Origin of the sequence: Hymenobacter radiodurans (assembly GCF_004355185.1) — a bacterium.
In the GTDB taxonomy this organism is placed as follows: Bacteria; Bacteroidota; Bacteroidia; order Cytophagales; family Hymenobacteraceae; genus Hymenobacter; species Hymenobacter radiodurans.
In genome coordinates, this window is sequence record NZ_CP037922.1 from 4,248,216 (window position 1) to 4,269,720 (window position 21,505).

Here is a 21,505-nt window from a genome sequence, read left to right on the forward strand (position 1 = left end):
GGTAGAATCAGTAGATGGAGACAACATCTTCTTTTCCGCCTACCTTTGATTATCATCTTCGCATTGTTTCAAATGCCTGTTTTTCGACTTTATCGTAGCCTGAGTGCGGTTCTGCTTTTTGTAGGTGCCTCACTTACTTCTTGCACATCTTCTGGGGGCGACTATACGCCTAAGCCTAAAGGGTATAATCGTATTGATTTGCCCCCCCATACCTACCAGCAACTCCCGTCGGGCCGCCCCTATACATTTGAGTATTCGCAGCACGCGCGTATTCTGCGGGATTCATCATACTTAGCACAGCCCAATTGGATTAACATTTATTATCCAAAGCTGGGCGCTAATGTGCAGATCACTTATACTAACGTGCAGCAGAACCCCAAGCTGTATAATAAGATGATGGAGGATGCGCGTAAGCTCACCAGCAAGCACCAGATCAAGGCATCAGCCATTGACGAGAGCATCATGCAAACGCCTAGTGGGATGAAAGTGGCCGTGTTTGAGCTAGCGGGTGACGTACCTAGCCAGTTTCAGTTTTATACAACTGATAGCACCAAGCATTTTTTCCGGGGGGCATTATACTTTCCTATCGCGACGGCCAATGATTCGCTCGCCCCGATCATTGACTATGTTAAGAAGGATATTGTACAGATGCTCAACACGTTGAAATATCAATAACACTTTGCTTAGTGAGCAATGCAGGGAGCCAAGACGCCTTCGTCTTTTATCCTGCATTGCTCATTCCCATGAATGAGCAATTTCTTCAATACCAAAATCGAGTATTTGCGTGGGGTAGGTACCCAGCGGGCACAGCTTCTGCAAAAGGAACTGAACCTTTTCACTTACGGCGACCTCATTCAGCGCTACCCCTTCCGCTACCTCGACCGTACCCAGTTTTATAACATAGCGGACCTGCACGACGATCTGCCGTATGTGCAGGTGAAGGGCGTGTTGCGCAATCGTGAAGTGTTAGGGGAAGGCCCGAAACAGCGCTTGGTAGCCAAAATTGCCGACGAGAGTGGTGAGCTGGAACTGGTGTGGTTTAAAGGGGTAAAATACCTGCAAAACGTCGTCAAGAACCACCAGGAATACATTGTCTTCGGCAAGCCGACGATGTTCAATGGCAAGCCGCAAATGGCTCATCCAGAACTGGAGGAAGTAACGGAAGCCAAGCCGGGCCAAAGCTTCTTGCAGCCCGTTTACAACACTACCGAGAAGCTCAAAAACTACCATCGTATTGATAGCAAGGCGCTGGCCCGCATAGTGGCCGACTTGCTCAAAATTGCCCCCCGCACATTCCAGAGTCGTTGTCGCCGGCGCTGATTCAGCACTATGCGCTCATGGGCAAGGCAGATGCGTTGCAGCAGATTCACTTCCCGCAGAGTCCTGAGCTACTGCAAGCAGCGCGATTCCGGCTCAAGTTTGAGGAGTTGTTCTATGTCCAGCTCAAGCTGTTGCGCCAGCGAGACCAGCGTAAAGTAGAGCTAGCCGGCCAGATTTTCCGGGAGGTACCATCACTGGTTGATTTTTATAAGAACCATCTTCCCTTCGACCTCACTGGTGCCCAAAAACGTGTCATCCACGATATCTACAAAGATTTTTGCGCCGGTAAGCAAATGAACCGCTTGCTACAGGGCGACGTAGGCTCGGGTAAAACCATCGTGGCCTTTATTGCTATGCTTATGGCTGCCGATAATGGCGCCCAAAGCTGCCTGATGGCCCCCACCGAAATTCTAGCTGACCAGCATTATGTTGGCCTCAAAGCATACGCCGACCAGTTGGGTATTAGTATAGGCAAGCTCACCGGCAGCACCCGTACTGCAGAGCGCCGGGTGTTGCATGAAGCACTGCGCGCAGGCCAGATGCATATGCTGGTGGGTACTCATGCCCTGCTGGAAGATGTAGTGCAGTTCCGCAACCTGGGCCTAACCATTATGGATGAGCAGCACCGCTTCGGCGTGGCGCAACGATCCAAGCTCTGGCAGAAGAACCCGCACGTCATACCCCATGTGCTAGTGATGACCGCTACGCCCATTCCGCGCACGCTGGCCATGACTTTATACGGAGACCTCGATGTCTCAGTGATTGATGAGCTACCAGCGGGTCGTAAGCCCATCGTGACGGTGCATCGCTATGATGCTAACCGGCTCAAAGTATTTCAATTCCTGCGCGATCAAATCAACCTAGGTCGGCAGGTATATATCGTATATCCGCTCATTGAGGAATCGGAAACGCTGGACTACAAAGATCTCACAGACGGCTACGAAAGTGTGGCGCGCGCCTTCCCCGAGTTTCAGATTAGCATTGTGCATGGGCGGATGCGGGCTGAAGAGAAGGATTTCGAGATGCAGCGCTTCATAAAAAAGGAAACGCAGATCATGGTGGCAACCACCGTCATTGAGGTGGGCGTGAATGTGCCTAATGCCTCCGTGATGGTAATAGAAAGCTCGGAGCGATTTGGCTTATCGCAGCTACACCAGTTGCGAGGCCGGGTGGGCCGGGGTGCTGACCAGAGCTATTGCATCCTGATGTCGGGCTATAAGCTCAGCAAGGATTCCCGCACTCGCCTCGAAACGATGGTGCGGACGAATAATGGCTTCGAGATTGCCGACATCGACTTAAAGCTACGCGGCCCCGGCGACCTGATGGGCACCCAGCAAAGCGGCGTACTTGATCTACTCATCGCCGACTTAGCCAAGGATGGCCGTATTCTGAGCGAGTCGCGGGCGGCAGCTCAGCAGCTCCTAAGTGAAGATCCAGGTCTTAGCCGGCCCGACAACCTCAATATTCGTCGCCATATCGAGTCGTTGCCCGCCACAGCTGTCAATTGGAGCCGAATCAGCTAACGTGAGCTTAGCTAATGAACATAAAAAAAGCAACTAACTAGTTGCTTATCAGGTACTTGGCTCTAATTATTACTTAGCTGGGCTTGTTCTTGCAACCACCACTGCTTACCATCGCCTGAGGTAGTACCTTGCAATGTAGCCTGCCGCGAAAAGAAAGAAACCATATGCACAGATAGCTCATTGGGAGCAACACGCTTAGTAGCAATATCTCCGGCAACAGGCTCTTTCGCCAACTTACCAACTATGATGAGACTAAACAGTAATACAAACTTGAGTAATGATTTCATAATGTAGGTAAGCTAATAAACGACTGCCTTAGAGGGGCACAAAGTTAAAGCCAAAGGTGGTAAAGAGGCAAGGAAACAAATGACAATGACGAGGAAAGGCGATTTAAAAGCTCCTGAAGCGTTTTTTTTATTTTTGTTACTTCTCTCATCTGCCATTTTTAGGGACACAAGTAGTAAGCGCTTACCGGTAATTTCATATTCGCCAATATTCTATCCACAAAGTAAGCGTACTCAAACCCTAATATTGAACACCAGAATATTAAGGCTTCATCAAGAAATGGTTACTTACTGATCCACTACCCGACTGGTAGCGGCGCCATATACGAGATGCCGTCGAAGATGGATACCTTTGATCCTATTTATTTCTGTTAATTATCATTTTTCCAATCTAACTGTCTTTCATTGTGCGATTTATATTTCCTCTTTCTCATTGCCTTATTTGGGCCATCAGTCTGGTCTTGGCTTTACCGGCGTTAGGGCAACGGGTAAAATCGGTAGCCTTTACCTACTTGCCCGAAAAGACGGACGACCGCTATAACCAACGGGTAGCCAAAAAAACGCTTCCTCTAACAGATGGTGGCTTCGTGATCTTAGCGCACCACACGGCTACTGAGTATGCGGTGGAGCGTTATGACAAAGAGCTAAAGCGCCTCTGGTCAACGGCCCTACCAGTTACAGCGGAGGAAAGCATTGATGGATTTGAACATAGTAGTCAGCAGGTTACAGCCATTATCTACCGCAAAGACGGTGCAGCCCAAAGCTTAACAGCGCAGCCGTTTGATTTGAGCACCGGCAAAATTGCCCCTCGGAAAAAGCTTACCGAAACTACTGCCCGCAACCGTCGCCCAGGGGCAGTTTTCTCCCTTGACGGTACTAAAATTGTGGCGTGGCAGTACGTCACCCGCGATGAGCAGATTCGGTCTATCAGCGCCAGCGTGTACGATGAGAAACTAACCAAGCTCAAGGATCGGGTTTACAATTTTCAGGATCTGGGGGGCTTTTTTTCGACCACTATTCACGTCGACAACGAGGGCACACAGTACGTAACGCTGCTGAGCGACGAGATGAAGAAGCTCACGGTGCGCCGTTACCGCAATGATAATCCGGACATCAAAGTGATGTCGGTGGCCGTGGGGGGCTCCTTTGAGGGCAAGAGCATTATGGTGTTCGACGCCAAGTTTGCCCTTCAACCGGACTCCACACTCTACGCCGCCGCTATTTGCACGGAGCGCCTGACAGGCCTTTACTATAGCCTGAAAGTAGTAAAGTTCGATTTTGCGGGCCAAGGCACCATGAAGTTTGCCCCCGAGTTCCGCTTCAAGCCCGAATACTTAGCAGAAGTAAACAAGGCGACCCAATCAACAGCGAAGCGGTTGGAAGACGTGTATCTAAACGACTTGCTCTTCACCGCGGAAAAGCAGCTGATAGTCGTCGCGGAAAAGAAATATGAAGAGGGCGGCGATACTTCGCCAGTGCATGCCCGTGAGCTGCACTTATTCGGCTATAACGAGTTTCAGCTTCCAGAATGGCACAGCATCATCGATAAAAAGCAGGTAGCCTCACCCGCGGAAGCCTTTGCTGGAATCGGCTACCGAGTGGCAGTTTTTGGCCCCGAAATTCATATTCTAACGCAGGAAAAGCTGAAAGGTAAATCGGACTTGTACTTGCGCCGGGTGAACGCACAAACTGGTGTAGTAGAGCCGGCGAAAGGCTTGGGCCTTAACGTAGCCAATGACCAGCAGCTAGCTTACGTAAAGGACTTCACCGCTTGGCTAGACCCCAAAACTATCGTAGGTGTGAGCCGACCAAGCAAGAAATCGGCAGCATTACAGCTGAATAAAATTGCTGTAAAGTAGTTACTACTTGTTAAGCATAAAAAAGCCCCCAGACGAATCCTGGGGGCTTTTTTCTTAGAAATAAGTGTCAGTTAGTACACGTATTCGTTCGCCTCAATCATGGCCGCGGCAATACGGCGACGGGCTTCTTTCGTATTGAACAGCTCCGCTTTAGTGAAGCGCTTAAGGCCGGTAGCCAGCAGTCGTTGCTCGTCACCTTCTGTCATGGCGGCAATCGCGTCTTTCGCTGATTTGGTTACTAAATCAATGGTGTCGGCCAAGTACACGCGGGCAATGTCGATCTGGTTGGCCAGTGCACCTTCGTTTTTCAGGCTAATTTCCTTCTCAACGCGTAGCAGCGTGCTCTCGGCAGTGTATACCTTGATGGACATGTCGGCGATGTTCATCAACACTTCCTGCTCTTTGGCCAATGAGTTCATGTACTTCTGCACGGCCGTGCCAGCTACCATCAGAATAGCTTTCTTGAGGTTAGCAATGATCTTCTTTTCGGCGCCAAACAGTGAATCATCAGCCTCGGCAAAGTCCGGGATGGCCAGTAACTCTTGCTGTACCGCCTGCGCTGGGCCCATCAAATCTAGCTCGCCCTTCAGACCTTTCTTCAGAATCATATCAACGGCCAGCATGCGGTTGATTTCGTTGGTGCCCTCAAAGATGCGGTTGATACGGGAGTCACGGTAAGCGCGGTCCATGGGGTAATCGGCCGAAAAGCCGTAGCCGCCGAAGATCTGCACGCCTTCATCACACACGAAGTCAAGCACTTCCGATCCTTCTACCTTCAGCATGGCGCATTCTACGGCAAACTCGCGCGCAGCACCTAGCAGCGCTTCGTTCGATGATTTGCCTTGGCTCAACAACTCCTGCTCCATGCGGTAGATGTCCATGCCAGCGCGGTAAATAGCCGATTCAGCCGCATATACACGGATGGCTTGCTCGGCCAACTTGTGGCGGATAGCACCGAATTTAGAGATGGGCAGCTTAAACTGCACCCGCTCATTGGCATACTTGATACTCAGGTTAAGCGCCATTTTGCTGGCACCCAAGCAAGCCGCAGCCAGCTTAATGCGGCCAATGTTCAGAATGTTGAAGGCAATCAGGTGACCTTTGCCAATCTCACCAAGCACATTTTCCTTCGGAACCGTTACGTCCGAAAGAAATACCTGCCGGGTTGAAGAACCGCGAATACCCATCTTGTGCTCCTCAGGCCCGAACGTCAAGCCAGGCGTGTTACGCTCTACGATAAAGCCCGTGAACTTGTCGCCATCAACCTGGGCGAAAACAATAAATACCTCGGCGAAACCAGCGTTGGTAATCCACATCTTCTGACCGTTCAGCACATAGCTCTGGCCGTCTTCGGTCAGAATGGCTTTGGTTTTGGCCCCTAGTGCATCGGAGCCCGAGCCGGGCTCGGTGAGGCAATAAGCACCAGCCCACTCACCGCTTGTCAGCTTAGGCAGGTATTTGGTCTTCTGCTCTTCGTTTCCAAAGTACAGAATGGGCAGCATAGCGATACCCGTGTGCGCCGCGAAAGCCACCGGGAACGAATGGCCGCCACCTACGCCTTCCGTCACGCGCAGGGCCGTATTGAAGTCCATGTCGTAGCCGCCGTACTCGGCTGGCATCGACACACCAAACAAACCTAGCTCACCTGCTTTTTTCATTAATCCCGCCATCAGGCCTTCCTCGTGGTTGTCGAGGCGGTCCAGCAGCGGGTATACTTCACTAGTCACGAAGTCCAGACAGGTCTGGTACATCATGTTTTGCTCCTCAGTGAATTCAGCAGGAGTAAACACGTCTTGGGCGTCCGTCTCCTTAATGATGAATTCACCGCCTTTTCTGAGTTTGTTCGATACTTCCATGACTATGTGAGGTTGAGAGTTGAGGTTAATTCTACGGGGGTAAACAGCGATGAAACTATTAGGCTTGCCGAGCATTCGGGGCAAAATCATCCTTTGGTTTCATTACCGAAATATACAAAAATATGTTATGCTTGCCGAGTACTTAGTGGAAAGAAAACCCCGTTTATTTCGGGGCTTTCTTTCCACTAATACAAACAGGATATCGTCCTGTCAAGTTCTAACGCTGAACTACTTCAGCAGTTCGTAAATACCGGCTACGCCTTGACCACCACCTACGCAGGCGGTTACCATGCCGTACTTCTTGCCCCGCTCGCGCAGTTCGTCGAAGAGTTGAATGCTGAGCTTAGCACCGGAGCAACCTAGCGGGTGGCCCAAAGCAATAGCACCACCGTTCACGTTGAGCTTCTCCTCATCAATACCCAACTCACGCACCACAGCAATAGACTGAGAAGCGAAGGCCTCGTTTAGCTCAATTAGGTCGATATCGTCGAGCTTCATACCGGCTTGCTTCAGCGCTTTCGGCACGGCCTTAATAGGGCCCATACCCATGATGCGCGGGTCAACGCCTTCGGCGGCGTAGGTCACCATGCGAGCGATGGGCTCCAGGTTCAACTCCTTTACCATGCGCTCCGACATGACAATGACGAAAGCAGCCCCATCGGATGTCTGGGAAGAGTTGCCGGCAGTCACGCTCCCGTTCGCCGCAAACACAGGGCGCAGACGGGCCAAAGCTTCAATAGATGTATCGGCACGCGGACCTTCGTCGGTATCAACCACGTAGGAACGGGTTTTTTTCTTTCCCGACGCTTGATCGAGGTAAGTTTCCTCAACTGTGATAGGCACGATTTGCTTTTTGAATTTGCCCCCTGAATCGCTTTGATAGCTTTTTGGTGAGAGTTGTAAGCAAATCTATCCTGGTCTTCGCGGCTGATGTTGTAGTCCTTTGCTACCGCCTCAGCAGTCAGGCCCATGCCCAGATAATAGTCTGGGTGATTCTTAACCAGGTTGTAATTAGGCACTGTTTTCCAGCCCACGGTTGGTACCTGCGACATGTTCTCAGCGCCGCCGGCCACAATGCAGTCGGCCATGCCAGCCGTGATTTTGCTGGCGGCCATGGCAATCGTTTCAATACCCGAGCCGCAGTAGCGATTCACGACTAAGCCCGGTACGTTTATGGGTAAGGCCAGCAGGGAAATCATCCGACCGATTTGCAGGCCTTGCTCCGCTTCAGGCACCGCGTTGCCCACAATTACGTCATCTACGCGAGTGGGATCAAGCGCGGGCACGGATGCCATCAGGTGTTTGATAACTTCAGCGGCGAGGTCATCGGTACGGGTGAAGCGGAAGCCGCCGCGGGGGGCTTTTCCGACGGCCGTACGGTAACCAGCTACGATATATGCAGTCATTAGTGTAAGTCTTGAGGAAAGTGATAGAGTTGAAACCAGCTTCCGGCCTTAGTTTCTCAATGGCTTGCCCGTAGTCAGGATGCTCTGAATGCGCTCCAGCGTTTTGCGCTCACCGGTGAGCGACAGGAAAGCTTCACGCTCCAGATCCAGCAGGTACTGCTCGCTTACTTCCGTAGGCTGCGACAAGTCGCCGCCGCACATGATATAAGCCAGTTTATTGGCAATTTTCACGTCGTGCTCCGAGATGTAATTGCCTTCCTTCATGGCATATACACCACTCATAAACATACCCAGCGCTCCTTTGCCGTGCACCTTAATATTGGTTTTCTGCACGGGCATGGTGTACCCAGCATCAGCTAAGTCCAGCGCCGCTGCTTTTGCCTGAGCGATGACGCGTTGGCTGTTCACCACGATTTCATCGCCGCGGCGTAGGAAGCCGAGGTCAAATGCTTCGGCGGCGGAGGTAGAAACCTTGGCCGTGCTTACCGTTACAAACGTGTTGCGCAGCAAGTTAAATTCCGGTTCGCCCTCCTCGTACTTCGCGGCCGTGCGCAGGGTCATTTCCTTGGTACCACCACCCGCCGGAATTACACCTACCCCAAATTCTACCAAGCCCATATATGTCTCGGCTGAGGCAACTACCTTATCAGCATGCAGGCAGATTTCGCAGCCGCCGCCCAAAGACAAGCCGTGCGGCGCCGTCACGACGGGAATGCTGGAATATCGCATCCGCATCATGGCGTTCTGGAACTGCTTGATCATCAGGTTTACCTCGTCGAACTCCTGTTCGATGGCATACATATAGAGCAGCGCCAAATTGGCTCCCGCCGAAAAGTTGGGTGCGTCGTTGCCTACCACAAGCGCGCGGTAGCCAGCTTCGGCCATATCCACACCCTTCATCAAGCCTTGAATAACATCGGAGCCGAGGGTGTTCATTTTAGAATGGAACTCAACGCCTAATACTCCGTCGCCGAGGTCATGAACGCTGGCACCGGCGTTTTTCCAGAGCACTTTGCCCGTGGTCCGCAGGTTGTCGAGAATGATAAAGTTCTCCACACCCGGAATTGACTGGTAGCTCTTGCTTTCGAGGTCGTAGTACTGCTTGGCGCCCGTTTCGGATACTTTGTAGAAAGACGTGTGGCCAGCGGCCAGCATCTCCTGTACCCAAGCGGCAGGCTGCTTGCCTTCGGTCTGCATCAGCTCCAAGCCTTGCTGCACCCCCAGCGCATCCCAGGTTTCAAACGGACCCATGTCCCAGCCAAAACCAGCCCGCAGAGCGTCGTCAATCTTATACAGTGAATCCGTGATTTCGGGAATGCGGTTGGTGACATAGGCAAACAGACCCGCGAACATCTTGCGGTAAAACTCGCCGGCTTTGTCCTTTCCGCTGGCTAGCACCTTAAAGCGCGGCGCCAGCTGCTCGATGGTTTTGGTCAGCTCCAGCGTGGCAAACTTCACCTTCTGGCTGGGCTGATACTCCATCGTTTTCAGGTCGAGGGCCTGAATCTCCGATTTGCCCCCCGCGCCTTTTACTTTCTTGTAGAAGCCCTGGCCGGTCTTGTCGCCCAGCCACTTCTTCTCGCCCATTTGCTTCAGAAAGTCAGGCAGCGTAAAGACAGCTTTGGCTTCATCGTTCGGTAAGCCTTGCGCTAAGCCATTGGCTACGTTAATCAGCGTATCAAGCCCTACTACATCCGAAGTGCGGAACGTAGCCGACTTGGCGTGGCCGATAACCGGACCAGTTAGCTTGTCTACTTCCTCCACCGTCAGGTCTAGCTGCTGCATAATTTGCAGCACATCCATGATGGCAAACACGCCCACTCGGTTGGCAATAAAGGCAGGCGTGTCTTTGGCTAGTACTGTGGTTTTACCCAAGTACAAGTCGCCATAGTGCATCAGAAAATCAACTACGGCCGGATCGGTGGCCGGCGTCGGGATGATTTCGAGTAGCTTCAGGTAGCGGGGTGGGTTGAAGAAGTGGGTGCCACAGAAGTGCTTTTGGAAGTCTTCGGAGCGGCCTTCCGCTAATAAATGAATCGGAATACCGGAAGTGTTCGACGTGATGAGCGTACCGGGCTTGCGCACCTTTTCTACCTTTTCGTAGAGGCTCTGCTTGATATCGAGTCGTTCTACCACTACCTCAATGGTCCAGTCGCAGGAGGCAATGTCCTTGAGGTTATCGTCGAAGTTGCCGGTTTTAATGCGCGACGCGTCCTGCTTGCGGTACAAAGGCGAAGGGTTGGAGGCCACCGCTGCCTGCAAGGAAGCATTCACAATGCGGTTGCGCACGGCGGGGCTTTCCAAGGTCAGCCCTTTGGCTTGCTCCTCGGGCGTGAGCTCGCGGGGCACAATGTCGAGCAGCAGCACTTGGGCACCGATGTTGGCGAAATGGCAGGCAATACGCGAGCCCATCACGCCGGAGCCGAGCACGGCTACTTTCTTGATAGTTCGATTCATAAAAGCTGAAACGGGTAATCTGTTGACAGAAAATAGAATAGGTGAAAACCAAAACGCGCCAAAAAGCCCCCTAGGCGGAGGTTGTTTCGGGGCGAAGCGGCTTAAGCGTGAAGTCGTCGAACAGGGATTTGCTCTCAATCATGGCGTTGATCTGGCCTATCACCTTAAAGAGCGTATCCAGTTGCGCCTGCGGAATTTTCTCCCGCACTTTCTGATTGAAATGACGTACCGTTTGGCGCGAGATTTCCTTGCCCCGCAAGCCCTCTTCCGTCAGAAAGATGCGCACTGAGCGCTTGTCTTGCGTGTCGGCTTGTTTGTAGATGAGGCCGCGCTCTTCCATGCTCCGCAGAATGCGCGTAAGGCTACGCGTCTCCAACCCCAGCAGGGGGGCAATTTTGGTGGCGGGGGTGCCATTTTCCTGATCAATATTCAGGAGCACGAAGCCGATGCTGGTCGTGATGTCGTGCTTGGCAGCCTGCGTATTATACATGCGCGAAATGGCATGCCAGCAGACTTTTACGTTATAATCGACGGTTTCTTCGGGTTTCATGGGGGCAAGCATGTCCGGTAAACATACAAAGAATATGTTAGGCTTGCATACTACTTTACTATAAAAAAGTTTAGCGCCTTAGCCATACTCTCTTTTCCTTACTGCAGCTTATTATACGAAAACGGCCCCGCCGTGGGGCGGGGCCGTTTTGCTAGCGGAGAGCGTTTTGGTGATACAAGCTCTCGATTAAGTCGCGGTTGTTTTCGGTGATTGCCTTCCGCTTGACTTTCATCGTAGGAGTCATCTCGCCAGTTTCCACGGTCCAGAGATGATCCATGATGCAGATTTTTTTAACCTGCTCCCACTGCGCGAAGCCTTTGTTGTAGTCTTTTACCAGTGCTTCATACATCTCCACAATCTTGGGATCCTTCACAATCTCTTCATTGGAGGTAAAGGGCACCTGGTGGCGCTTGCACCAGTTCTTGAGTTCATCAAAGGATGGTACCACCAGCGCCGACGGAAATTTCTGATCAGCGCCTACCACCATCGCCTGCTCAATCAGCGGCGACTCCTTGAGCTTGTTCTCAATAACCTGTGGAGCAATGTATTTGCCCCCCGAGGTCTTAAACATCTCCTTTTTACGATCCGTGATTTTGAGGAAACGGCCGTTCACGAACTCCCCAATATCGCCGGTATGGAACCAGCCATCCTCGTCGATTACTTCTTTGGTTAGTTCAGGCTTATTGTAGTAGCCTTTCATGACGGAAGCAGATTTGGTCAGAATCTCACCGTCCGGGGCGATTTTGACCTCCGTATTTTCAATCACGGGGCCCACGGCGCCGATGTAGTTATTCTCCGGCTCGAAGCCGCTAACGGCAATTACGGGGGAAGTTTCGGTGAGGCCATAGCCTTCCATCACCGGAATGCCCGCCGCCCAGAACACGCGGGCCAGCCGCGGTTGTAGCGCGCCGCCACCCGACACAATACACTTCAAATTGCCACCCAACGCTTCCCGCCACTTGTTGAAGATCAACTTATTGGCCAGTGCTAGTTGGGTGTTGTAAAAGAAGCCCTGGTTTTTCTGGGTATCAAACTTTAACCCCAGATCCAGGGCCCAGAAGAAGAGGTTTTTCTTCACACCTTCCAAATCGTGGCCCTTGGCGACAATCTTATCATACACCTTCTCCAGCAGGCGCGGCACGGTGGTGAAGATCTGCGGCTTGACCTCACGCAGGTTGTCGGCAATTACTTCCATGCTCTCGGCGTAGTAAATGCTCACGCCGTTAATCATGTACAGATACGTCACCATGCGCTCAAAAATGTGGCAGAGCGGCAGGAAGCTAAGGGCTATATCGTCTTTATTGACGGGTACCGAAGGCTGCGAATGGCGACAGTTGCTGAGCAAGTTGTCATGGCTGAGCATCACCCCTTTCGGGTTACCGGTAGTGCCGGAGGTATAGATGATGGTGAGCAGGTCGTCGGGCTGCACGCCAGCTTTTATCGGGTCTAAATCGGCGGCGTTGCCTTTCTTACCCATGGCCAGCAGTTCGTCGAAGTGCCGAGCGCCTTCAATTTTATCAAACGTGAAAATGTGCTGTACTTCGGGCAAAGCGGCAGTAGCCTCTTTTACCTTGGCGTACAGGTTTTTATCTGAAACAAACACGGCCTTTACACCGGCATCGGTGAAGATGTATTTATAGTCTTCAACCGTAATGCTGGGGTACATAGGCACGCTCACGGCACCAAGTTGGGAAATACCAAAGTCGGCCAACATCCACTCCGGACGATTCATGGAGATGATGGCCACCTTATCGTCCTTTCCAATTCCCAACTGCCGCAACCCTAAGCTTACCTGATTGGCAGCCTCACTTACCTGCTGAGTGCTCATCTTTTGCCATTCGCCATTGACTTTGGCGGTCAGACAATCCGACTTCGGATACTTTGCAAGCTGGTTAGGCAGAACATCAAACGCGCGCCGAACTTCCATTTATTAAGAGCAAAAGGGTGGGAAATACTGGTTAAATAAATGGATTTTTTCGCGGAAAGCCAACTACCTCCGTACGATTGCGCTGCTGGGGGGCAAATGTGGTGGATGGCTGACTCGATTTGCGTAATTTCGCCGGCCTGCCTTGCTTTTTGCCCGATGAATCTGGCTATCTTCTTTGATCCGCTCCCTGAGGAGCTTGTGCCTCCATTTATTGCCCCTACCACACTTGGGGCGCACCTCACCTGCTTTCTGGATACATTTCCGGATTGGCGTGATGCTGATATGGCCATCATTGGCCTGAACGAGTGGCGTGGTAGTGCCGCCGGCTCGCCTGACTTACACGGGGCCAACATTGTGCGCCACCGCTTTTACCAATTGCAGAAAGGCACTGCGCCACTCCGACTCGTAGACTTGGGCAATCTTCGGCCCGGCTTAACTCTGGAAGACACCTATCGGCGCCTCTGCGAGATAGTCTCGATGCTCTTGGAACAAAAGACGGTGCCCATTCTGCTCGGAGGCAGCCACGATCTGGACTATGGGCAATTTCTGGCCTATGAAACCCTTGATCGGGCCGTCAGCTTTGCTACGATAGATGCCCGCGTAGACATGGCAGAGCACGATTCGGCGGCAGCCGAAGATTTACACCTGCGGCGCATGTTGATGCACGAGCCCAGCTTTTTGTTCAACTTCGCCCAACTGGCACACCAACAGTATTTGGCTACGCCGGAAGTATTGGCAGCCTTGGAAAAACTACACTTCGAAACATTGCGCCTAGGAGCCGTACGGACTGATGTCCGCCAAGCCGAGCCGCTATTGCGGCAGGCCGACTTTGTAAGTTTTGATGTAGCAGCACTGCGCTGGCAAGATGCGCCGGCTTATTCGCCGGCCAACCCCTTTGGCCTAACTAGTGAGGAAGCGGCCCAGTTAGCTTGGTATGCTGGCCACAACGACCAGCTCAGCAGCTTTGGCCTCTATGGCTACCGCCCCGACCACGACCAGCACGGGTTAGGCGCTGCTACTTTGGCCACTATGCTGTGGTACTTTGTGGAAGGCTTTTATCATCGGCGCGGCGAGACTGATTTCCAAAGTACCCGCTTTAAGCGTTACGCAGTAGGGCTTCCAGGCACGCCAGCCAAGCTGGTTTTTTACAAAGCTAAGCGCACCGAAAAATGGTGGCTGGAAGTGGAAAGCCTGGCAGATAGTGCTATTAAGCGGGTTGTTCCCTGTAGCTACGAAGACTACGTCTATGCCGCGCAGGGCGACTTGCCTAACCGTTGGATTCTAACTCAGGCTCTGTTAGGCTAACCTGCTTTGGTGGCTGATTGAGGCCGATTTTTTTAGAAGCTTCTTCATTTTTAAATGGATAACCCTTTATCGTCGGCAGCAAAAAACGAGGATCAACCAGTAAAACTCGACACTTTACCTGAATACACGGTGTCGCAGCTGGCTTTGCGCAATGGGCAGGACCGGGATGAAATTTGGGTTAGCTACCAAGGGCTGATTTATGATGTCGGTCGGTCGCGGCTCTGGACGCGTGGCAACCACTATGGGCACTGGGCCGGCCAAGACCTTACTGCTGAGTTACACCGCGACGCACCTCATACGGCACATGTTTTCGATAAATTCCAGGTAATTGGCCGGCTAAAATTACCCCCCAGCCCCGTCTCTGCCAACCAGACCGGCCGGTAACCGTAAGCGCCGTCATCCCACCCACCTATTCCGACCTATGCCATGAACTCCACCGAAAGCTCTTCCCTTTTTAACGACCTCGAAACTTTATCCACGCACGATTTGCTGGCAGGCATGAACAGCGTCGATCAGACGGTGCCGCTGACCGTAGCCAAGTCGTTGCCCCAAATTGAGGCCTTAGTAGAGGCTACAGTGGCCTGCATGCAGCGTGGGGGGCGTTTATTCTACATAGGGGCGGGTACAAGCGGGCGGCTCGGAATTCTGGATGCGTCGGAATGTCCGCCCACGTTTGGTGTGCCGCAGGGGATGGTTATCGGCATCATTGCCGGCGGCGATACCGCCATTCGCCAAGCAGTAGAGAATGCGGAAGACGACGCTGAGCAAGCCTGGAAAGATTTGCAGCAGCATAGCATCAACCAGAACGATATGCTGGTGGGCATTGCTGCTTCGGGCCGCACACCGTATGTTATTGGAGGCTTGGAGCAGGCGCGGCGTCAGGGTATTGCCACGGGATGTATTGTTTGCAATGCGGGCTCCTTGGTAGCCGCCGCCGCTGAATTTCCGGTAGAAGTCGTGACGGGGCCCGAGTTTGTGACCGGCAGCACGCGACTTAAAGCGGGTACGGCGCAGAAGCTGGTCCTCAACATGCTCACTACGGCTACCATGATTCGGCTGGGCCGGGTGAAAGGCAACAAAATGGTGGATATGCAGCTCAGCAACTATAAACTGGTAGACCGCGGTGAACGGATGCTGATGGATGAGCTCGGCATTGAACAGGCTGAGGCTGCGACGCTTCTCAAACAGCATGGCTCTGTGCGCGCAGCGATGGCAGCTCATGCCAGTCAGTAAAAACTAGAAGTGCCGGGCGCTGACTTATAGCCGACGGATATTTTTGGCGATGCATGGAACAGAACGTTCTGTGGCACGTTTCTACCAAAAAACATCCGTCTTCTCGTGCATACCATTGAGCCGCATTATAATTGGATTGAGCAGTACTCGGCCTCCGAAGACCCCCGCTCGCCCCTGTTCGAGGCCGAAAACAGCCTTGATTCCTTCACGAACACGATCTACGGCTACTATATTCACCCCCAGTGGGATAGCTTAGAATCGGATACCTTATTTCTCAAAATCCTCTTCGTAGATTATGAGCAAGGTATTGGTGTAATCGAATTTATAGGTGAGTGGAATGATGCTATTGAGAACGACGTCATGCAGCTCAAGCGCAACATTATCGACTTGATGGTGCATGAGGGCATTCGCAAATTCATCCTGATTGGTGAAAACGTGTTCAATTTCCATGGCTCCGACGACTCCTATTACGAGGAATGGTTTGAGGACGTGGAAGATGGCTGGATTGCCGGCGTCAATTTTCAGGAGCACGTACTGCGCGAAATGCGCCAATATAATATTGACAACTACGTAAACTTCGGGGGTCAGCTCGATGAGTTGCCGTGGCGCACCTACGAGCCGCGCCGCTTATTTGAAGTGGTGGACAGCATGTTGCAACGCCGACTCAATTGAGAAAAGTATAATCAATAAAAAAGCCCCCAGAACGAGTCCGGGGGGCTTTTTTTGTGCTTTCGCACCACCTGAATTAGTTGGTGGTGGTAGCAGCAGGAGTAGTAGTAGAAGGAGTTGCGTCAGCAGCATCTTCCATAGCATCAGACGTGTTCTCAGCAGCGTCGCGGGTCGAGTCAGCAGCCTCTTCCATAGCGTCAGCCTTTACTTCGCCAGCCTCTTCTACGTTCTCAGCAGCATTCTCTTGAGCGTTTTCAGTCTTCGTGTCGCAAGAAGCGAAAGTGAACGAAGCAGCAGCGAGGGCGAGGAACAATACTTTTTTCATGATCAGGGTAAATTTGAGAGGGGGTTGAAAAATCAGTTTTAGGGTGAATCCCACGTCTTGCCGCGAGCGGATTAACAGGAGATTCGAAGCTTTATACCCCAATCAGCAATAGGTAACCCGACAGGACCAAGAATTTTATTGATTATTCACAGATAGCAATATTTTTCATCATGTATCTCAGTAAAAAAGCCCCCAGAGCTACTCTGGGGGGCTTTTTTACTGAGATAAGTCAACTGAATAAAAGTGATAATTGCTTATCTCTTATTGTCAGAATATCTCTATTCGGTTGAATAAGTACTTACTTCTTGCGGAAAATAATACCGATTGGTACACCTGTAAAGTCGAAATGCTCGCGCAGACGATTTTCGAGGTAACGGCTGTAGCTGTCCTTTACGTACTGCGGCAGGTTGCAGAAGAAAGCGAAAACCGGGTTGTGCGTTGGTAATTGGGTCACGTACTTGATGCGCACCATCTTACCCTTCACCGACGGTGGCTGATGCGCTTCAATCTCTCGCAGCATAACCTCGTTCAGCTGGGAAGTAGGCACCTTCTTGGTCTTGTTGTTATACACCTGCACGGCCGTTTCAATGGCTTTGTGCACGCGTTGCTTAGTCAGCACCGACGTAAAAATGATTGGCGGATAGCTGATAGGAGCAATTTTCTCCCGAATCTGATCCTCAAACTCTTTTACTGTATTCGTCTGCTTATCCTCAATCAAGTCCCACTTGTTGACCACAATCACAATACCCTTACGGTTGCGGTCAGCCAAGCCGATGATGTTCACATCCTGCGCCTCAATGCCACGAGTGGCATCGAGCATCACGATGCACACGTCCGACTCTTCCATGGCCCGAATAGAGCGCAGTACGGAGTAAAACTCGATGTCTTCGTGCACCTTGTTTTTACGGCGCAAACCGGCCGTATCTACTAGGATAAAGTCATTGCCGAAGGCGTTATAACGCGTCTGGATAGCGTCGCGGGTGGTGCCGGCAATATCCGTTACGATAGTGCGCTCTTCACCGAGCAGCAGGTTGAACAAGCTGGATTTGCCCACGTTAGGGCGTCCCAGAACTGCAATTTTCGGCAAACCGGAATCAGGCTCTTCTTCCCAGGGGTCATCGAAATGATTAACCACGGCATCGAGCAAATCACCGGTGCCGGAGCCATTTTGGCTGGAAATAGTGAAGATATCACCGTCGCCTACGCCTAAGGCATAAAACTCACCGGCCGCGTGTGCCCGCGCGTTTGTATCCGCCTTATTAGCGACTAGGTAAATCGGCTTTTTGCCCTGATAACGGCGCAGAACGTTGGCAAACTCTTCGTCTAAGCCGTGCAAGCCAGCGTCAACGTCGACCATAAACAGGACCACATCGGCCTCATCAATGGCGAGCTTTACCTGCTTGCGGATTTCTTCTTCGAATACGTCGTCGGAGCCGTGCACGTAACCACCCGTGTCGATAACAGTGTAGTACTTGCCGGTCCAGTCGCCGTAGCCGTAGTGCCGGTCGCGGGTTACGCCGCTCTCATTGTCCATGATGGCCTTACGCTGGCCAACTAAGCGATTGAAAAGTGTGGATTTGCCCACGTTGGGCCGCCCCACAATAGCGATGGTATTCTTCATGATACGATGCCCCAGCCGCCAGTCCGACCTACGTCTGGCAGTGCCCGGGGATATTAAGTGAAAGATGGTCGGACTTGAGGTAGAGGCAGGGAATGTGAAGCCTGCCCTCTTTACTTAGTTATTGATAGCCAAAACGGCTCAACGCTTTTGGGTCGGTGCGCCAGTTCTCGTTGACTTTTACGTGCGTTTCTAAGAACACCTGTTTGCCGAAGAACTTCTCCATTTCTTCCCGTGCCCAAGTGCCTACTTTTTTCAGCGCCTCGCCTTTGTGGCCGATGATAATCCCTTTTTGACTAGCCCGCTCCACATAAATAGTTGCCCGGATACGAATAATTTTCTCGTCTTCTTTAAACTCCTCCACGCCGACTTCGCAGCTGTAAGGGACTTCTTTTTTGTAGAGCTTAAAGATCTTTTCCCGAATCATCTCGGCGGCAAAAAACCGCTCTGGCTTATCGGTTAGCTCGTCTTTGGGATAATATGGCGGATGCTCAGGCAAGCGCTCCAATACTAGCTCCAGAACACGCTCGGTGCCTAAAGCATTCAATGCCGATATAGCTAGCACTTCGGCAGCATTGGGGAGTTGCTCACGCCAGTAGGCCAGTTTGGCTTCTACCTCCGCCTGCTCGGCTTGGTCAATCTTATTAACCAAAACGATAACTGGCGTTTCGGCCCGGCGCAGGCGCTCTACTACAGGCTCTTCGTCGTGCTTTTCGTAGATATCGGTCACAAACAGAATCACGTCGGCATCTTCCAGGGAAGAATACACGAAGCTCATCATGGCATTGTGCAGCTCATATTTGGGCTGAATAATGCCGGGCGTATCCGAGTAGACGAGCTGGAAATCATCGCCGTTCAGAATGCCCATAATGCGGTGGCGCGTCGTCTGGGCTTTGCTGGTAATAATGCTTAGCCGCTCGCCCACGAGCACATTCATAAGCGTCGACTTGCCCACGTTGGGCTTGCCAATAATGCTTACAAAGCCGGCGCGGTGCGGTTTAGGTTCGGAATTCACGAGGAGGCTGCTGAAAATGAGGCTGCAAAGGTACGGCTTTCGGACGAGTGAACCGTGGTGCCCAATAAGTTAGGTGTTTGAATCAGGATGCTAAGCATTTAGTCCGACTATCTGTTCCTACTTTACGCATTCCTAGTTAGCGCAAACCATTGGTGCTCTACCTTTGTATTGCGTCCGACGTTCTGTACTATTTATGCCTGAAAATGCCCCCCAGCGCCGTATCGGCGTTCTACTCGTCAATCTTGGTACGCCCGACTCGCCCCAAACCAGCGACGTACGCCGTTACCTCAACGAATTTCTTACCGATGGCCGCGTAGTAGATATGCCGGCCGCTGTGCGCTATCCCTTATTTCAAGGATTGGTGGTGCCGTTGCGCGCCCCTAAATCGGCCAAGATATACCAGCAGCTCTGGACCGATCGGGGCTCCCCCCTCCTCTTCCACGGGCTCGATTTGCAGAAACTGGTGCAAGAGCAGCTAGGCTCCCAGTATGTGGTGGCCTTCGGGATGCGCTATCAGAATCCGAGTATCGAAAAAGCCCTAGAAGAATTGCGTGAGGCCGCCGTCGACCGCATTATTGTGCTACCGCTGTTTCCGCAGTACGCTTCGGCTAGTACGGGCTCCGTGCAGCAGAAGGTGATGGACATCGTGCGCAAGTGGTGGATAGTGCCCAGCATCAGCTTCATCAGCTCCTTTGCCGATGACCAAGGTTTTATCGACACCATTGTGGCTTTAGGAAAAGCCGAGATGGAGAAGCGCGACTACGACCACGTAGTGTTCAGCTACCACGGCATTCCGGAGCGGCACGTGCTCAAAGGCAGCTTCAACGGGTATTGCCAGCTAGGCAAATGCTGCAATACGTACAACAAGAACAACCGCTACTGCTACCGCGCTCAGTGTTTTGCCACGTCGCGCTTGGTGGCAAAAGGCTTGGGGTTAAGTCCAGATCAATATACGGTGGCCTTCCAAAGCCGCTTGCAAAGCCGCCTCCGTGACCCGTGGCTGCAGCCGTATACGGATGAGATTTTAAAGCCGCTGCCCGCAAAAGGCTTCAAGAACGTATTGGCTTTCAGTCCCGCTTTCGTTGCCGACTGCCTCGAAACGACCATCGAAGTCGGGGAAGAATTTAAGGAGCTATTTGAGGAAGCCGGCGGCGAGCATTGGCAGTTAGTACCGTCTCTGAATACGCATCCGCTTTGGGTAAATGCCGTGACGGAGATGATTCGTCAGAATTAGTTAGCTGTCTTACAGAAACAAATAACCTCTATGCCCGACTAGCCAGTCACTGTTCGGGCATAGAGGTTTTTTAGCGCCTCTCAATAAGCTGCAACGTGGCGTTTAGTGCACTATTAAGTATGAATATGTTGACACTGGCTATTTCCTGGGAGCAGATATGGGAAGTGGTCAGCAGTGCCCAGACATTCTATCTTTTCGTAGCTATTGGGTTTGCGGCCCAACTCATCGATGGGTTGTTAGGCATGGGCTACGGCGTGGTCACGGCTATTAGTCTGATGTCATTGAATATGTCGCCGGCGACGGTGAGCGCGAGTATTCATACGGCGGAGATGTTTGCCAGTGGCGCTTCCGGCTACAGTCATTACCGGCTTGGCAACGTCAATCGGCGCTTGTTTAGGGCGTTGCTGGTGCCGGGTGTGCTGGGGGCCGTAAGCGGGGCATTTCTGCTTTCTTATTTTGGTGAGCATTTCTCCGCCTGGGTAAAGCCTACCCTAGCAGTGTACCTATTGCTCCTAGGGTTGCGCATTCTGCGACAGGCTTTTCAGCAGCCGGGGCCTTCTCGCCCCGTAAAGCATATTGGTTGGCTGGCCGGCGCGGGGGGCTTTTTAGACTCATTCGGTGGCGGCGGCTGGGGACCGTTGGTTACCAGCACGTTGCTTATGCGAGGCCGCGCCCCCCAATATGTTATCGGTTCTGTCAGCCTCACCGAGTTTTTTGTCACCTTCTCCAGCGCGCTCACCTTTTTTGCCACCCTAGGCTTTTCGCACTGGCAGGTAGTATTGGGGCTAATCGTGGGAGGCTTAGCGGCGGCTCCTTTGGCGGCGCGCCTGGCCGGAAATCTACCCGTCCGTTGGATGTTTGCGGGCGTGGGCCTGATGGTTATTGTCTGGAGCCTTTGGACTATCTATAGAGCCTTGAGTTAAT

General features: G+C 52.2%; 16 protein-coding genes and 2 pseudogenes. 9 read left to right on the forward strand and 9 right to left on the reverse strand.

Annotation, left to right across the window (positions count from 1 at the left end; all coding sequences use genetic code 11):
- Positions 1-72: 72 nt before the first annotated feature.
- Positions 73-675 (forward strand): gliding motility lipoprotein GldD, encoded by a 603-nt coding sequence (gene gldD / locus EPD59_RS19255; protein WP_133274195.1) that lies wholly within the window; start codon positions 73-75, stop codon positions 673-675.
- A 72-nt stretch (positions 676-747) separates the two neighbouring features.
- Positions 748-2,843 (forward strand): annotated as a pseudogene (recG, locus tag EPD59_RS19260) (ATP-dependent DNA helicase RecG).
- Positions 2,844-2,905: 62 nt separating this feature from the next.
- Here the strand turns inward: recG and EPD59_RS19265 are convergent.
- Positions 2,906-3,130: a hypothetical protein gene (locus tag EPD59_RS19265; protein ID WP_133274196.1), complete on the reverse strand. Its 225-nt coding sequence runs from the start codon at positions 3,128-3,130 to the stop codon at positions 2,906-2,908.
- A 458-nt stretch (positions 3,131-3,588) separates the two neighbouring features.
- Here EPD59_RS19265 and EPD59_RS19270 point away from each other — a divergent pair, with 458 nt between their 5' ends.
- Entirely contained in the window at positions 3,589-4,986 is a 1,398-nt protein-coding gene (locus EPD59_RS19270) for a hypothetical protein (RefSeq protein ID WP_165963668.1), read from the forward strand.
- A 71-nt stretch (positions 4,987-5,057) separates the two neighbouring features.
- On the opposite strand, the gene EPD59_RS19275 is transcribed toward EPD59_RS19270, so the two are convergent.
- The 5 genes and pseudogenes from EPD59_RS19275 to EPD59_RS19295 all read right to left on the reverse strand — a co-directional run bounded on the left by EPD59_RS19275 (position 5,058) and on the right by EPD59_RS19295 (position 13,182).
- Positions 5,058-6,842, reverse strand: coding sequence for an acyl-CoA dehydrogenase family protein (locus EPD59_RS19275; protein WP_133274198.1), 1,785 nt, complete (start codon positions 6,840-6,842; stop codon positions 5,058-5,060).
- Between the two features lie 228 nt (positions 6,843-7,070).
- Positions 7,071-8,248, reverse strand: a pseudogene (locus EPD59_RS19280) (thiolase family protein).
- 48 nt (positions 8,249-8,296) lie between these two features.
- Positions 8,297-10,705, reverse strand: coding sequence for a 3-hydroxyacyl-CoA dehydrogenase/enoyl-CoA hydratase family protein (locus EPD59_RS19285; RefSeq protein WP_133274199.1), 2,409 nt, complete (start codon positions 10,703-10,705; stop codon positions 8,297-8,299).
- Between the two features lie 70 nt (positions 10,706-10,775).
- A complete protein-coding gene (locus EPD59_RS19290) occupies positions 10,776-11,255 on the reverse strand; it encodes a MarR family winged helix-turn-helix transcriptional regulator (protein WP_133274200.1) in 480 nt (159 codons plus the stop codon).
- Between the two features lie 151 nt (positions 11,256-11,406).
- On the reverse strand, positions 11,407-13,182 hold the full coding sequence (locus EPD59_RS19295) for an AMP-dependent synthetase/ligase (RefSeq protein ID WP_133274201.1): 1,776 nt from the start codon (positions 13,180-13,182) through the stop codon (positions 11,407-11,409).
- Between the two features lie 156 nt (positions 13,183-13,338).
- On the opposite strand from EPD59_RS19295, the gene EPD59_RS19300 reads away from it, so the two are divergent.
- The 4 genes from EPD59_RS19300 to EPD59_RS19315 all read left to right on the forward strand — a co-directional run bounded on the left by EPD59_RS19300 (position 13,339) and on the right by EPD59_RS19315 (position 16,392).
- Positions 13,339-14,487, forward strand: a complete 1,149-nt coding sequence (locus tag EPD59_RS19300) for a formimidoylglutamase (protein WP_133274202.1) — start codon at positions 13,339-13,341, stop codon at positions 14,485-14,487.
- A 54-nt stretch (positions 14,488-14,541) separates the two neighbouring features.
- Complete coding sequence (locus EPD59_RS19305) at positions 14,542-14,871, forward strand: cytochrome b5 domain-containing protein (protein WP_133274203.1); 330 nt, start codon at positions 14,542-14,544, stop codon at positions 14,869-14,871.
- Between the two features lie 42 nt (positions 14,872-14,913).
- Positions 14,914-15,720: an N-acetylmuramic acid 6-phosphate etherase gene (gene murQ, locus EPD59_RS19310; RefSeq protein ID WP_133274204.1), complete on the forward strand. Its 807-nt coding sequence runs from the start codon at positions 14,914-14,916 to the stop codon at positions 15,718-15,720.
- 105 nt (positions 15,721-15,825) lie between these two features.
- Entirely contained in the window at positions 15,826-16,392 is a 567-nt protein-coding gene (locus tag EPD59_RS19315; RefSeq protein ID WP_133274205.1) for a hypothetical protein, read from the forward strand.
- A 73-nt stretch (positions 16,393-16,465) separates the two neighbouring features.
- On the opposite strand, the gene EPD59_RS19320 is transcribed toward EPD59_RS19315, so the two are convergent.
- From EPD59_RS19320 to era, 3 genes are all read right to left on the reverse strand, one after another.
- The gene (locus tag EPD59_RS19320) at positions 16,466-16,714 is read right to left on the reverse strand and encodes a YtxH domain-containing protein (protein WP_133274206.1); all 249 of its coding nucleotides are present in this window, start codon (positions 16,712-16,714) and stop codon (positions 16,466-16,468) included.
- 298 nt (positions 16,715-17,012) lie between these two features.
- Positions 17,013-18,335: a ribosome biogenesis GTPase Der gene (gene der, locus EPD59_RS19325; RefSeq protein ID WP_133274207.1), complete on the reverse strand. Its 1,323-nt coding sequence runs from the start codon at positions 18,333-18,335 to the stop codon at positions 17,013-17,015.
- A 118-nt stretch (positions 18,336-18,453) separates the two neighbouring features.
- Positions 18,454-19,347: a GTPase Era gene (era, locus tag EPD59_RS19330; RefSeq protein WP_133274208.1), complete on the reverse strand. Its 894-nt coding sequence runs from the start codon at positions 19,345-19,347 to the stop codon at positions 18,454-18,456.
- A gap of 193 nt (positions 19,348-19,540) precedes the next feature.
- Between era and hemH the strand changes: the two genes are divergently transcribed.
- On the forward strand, positions 19,541-20,581 hold the full coding sequence (hemH, locus tag EPD59_RS19335; protein ID WP_133274209.1) for a ferrochelatase: 1,041 nt from the start codon (positions 19,541-19,543) through the stop codon (positions 20,579-20,581).
- Between the two features lie 125 nt (positions 20,582-20,706).
- Positions 20,707-21,504, forward strand: coding sequence for a sulfite exporter TauE/SafE family protein (locus EPD59_RS19340; RefSeq protein WP_205703451.1), 798 nt, complete (start codon positions 20,707-20,709; stop codon positions 21,502-21,504).
- Position 21,505: the final 1 nt, after the last annotated feature.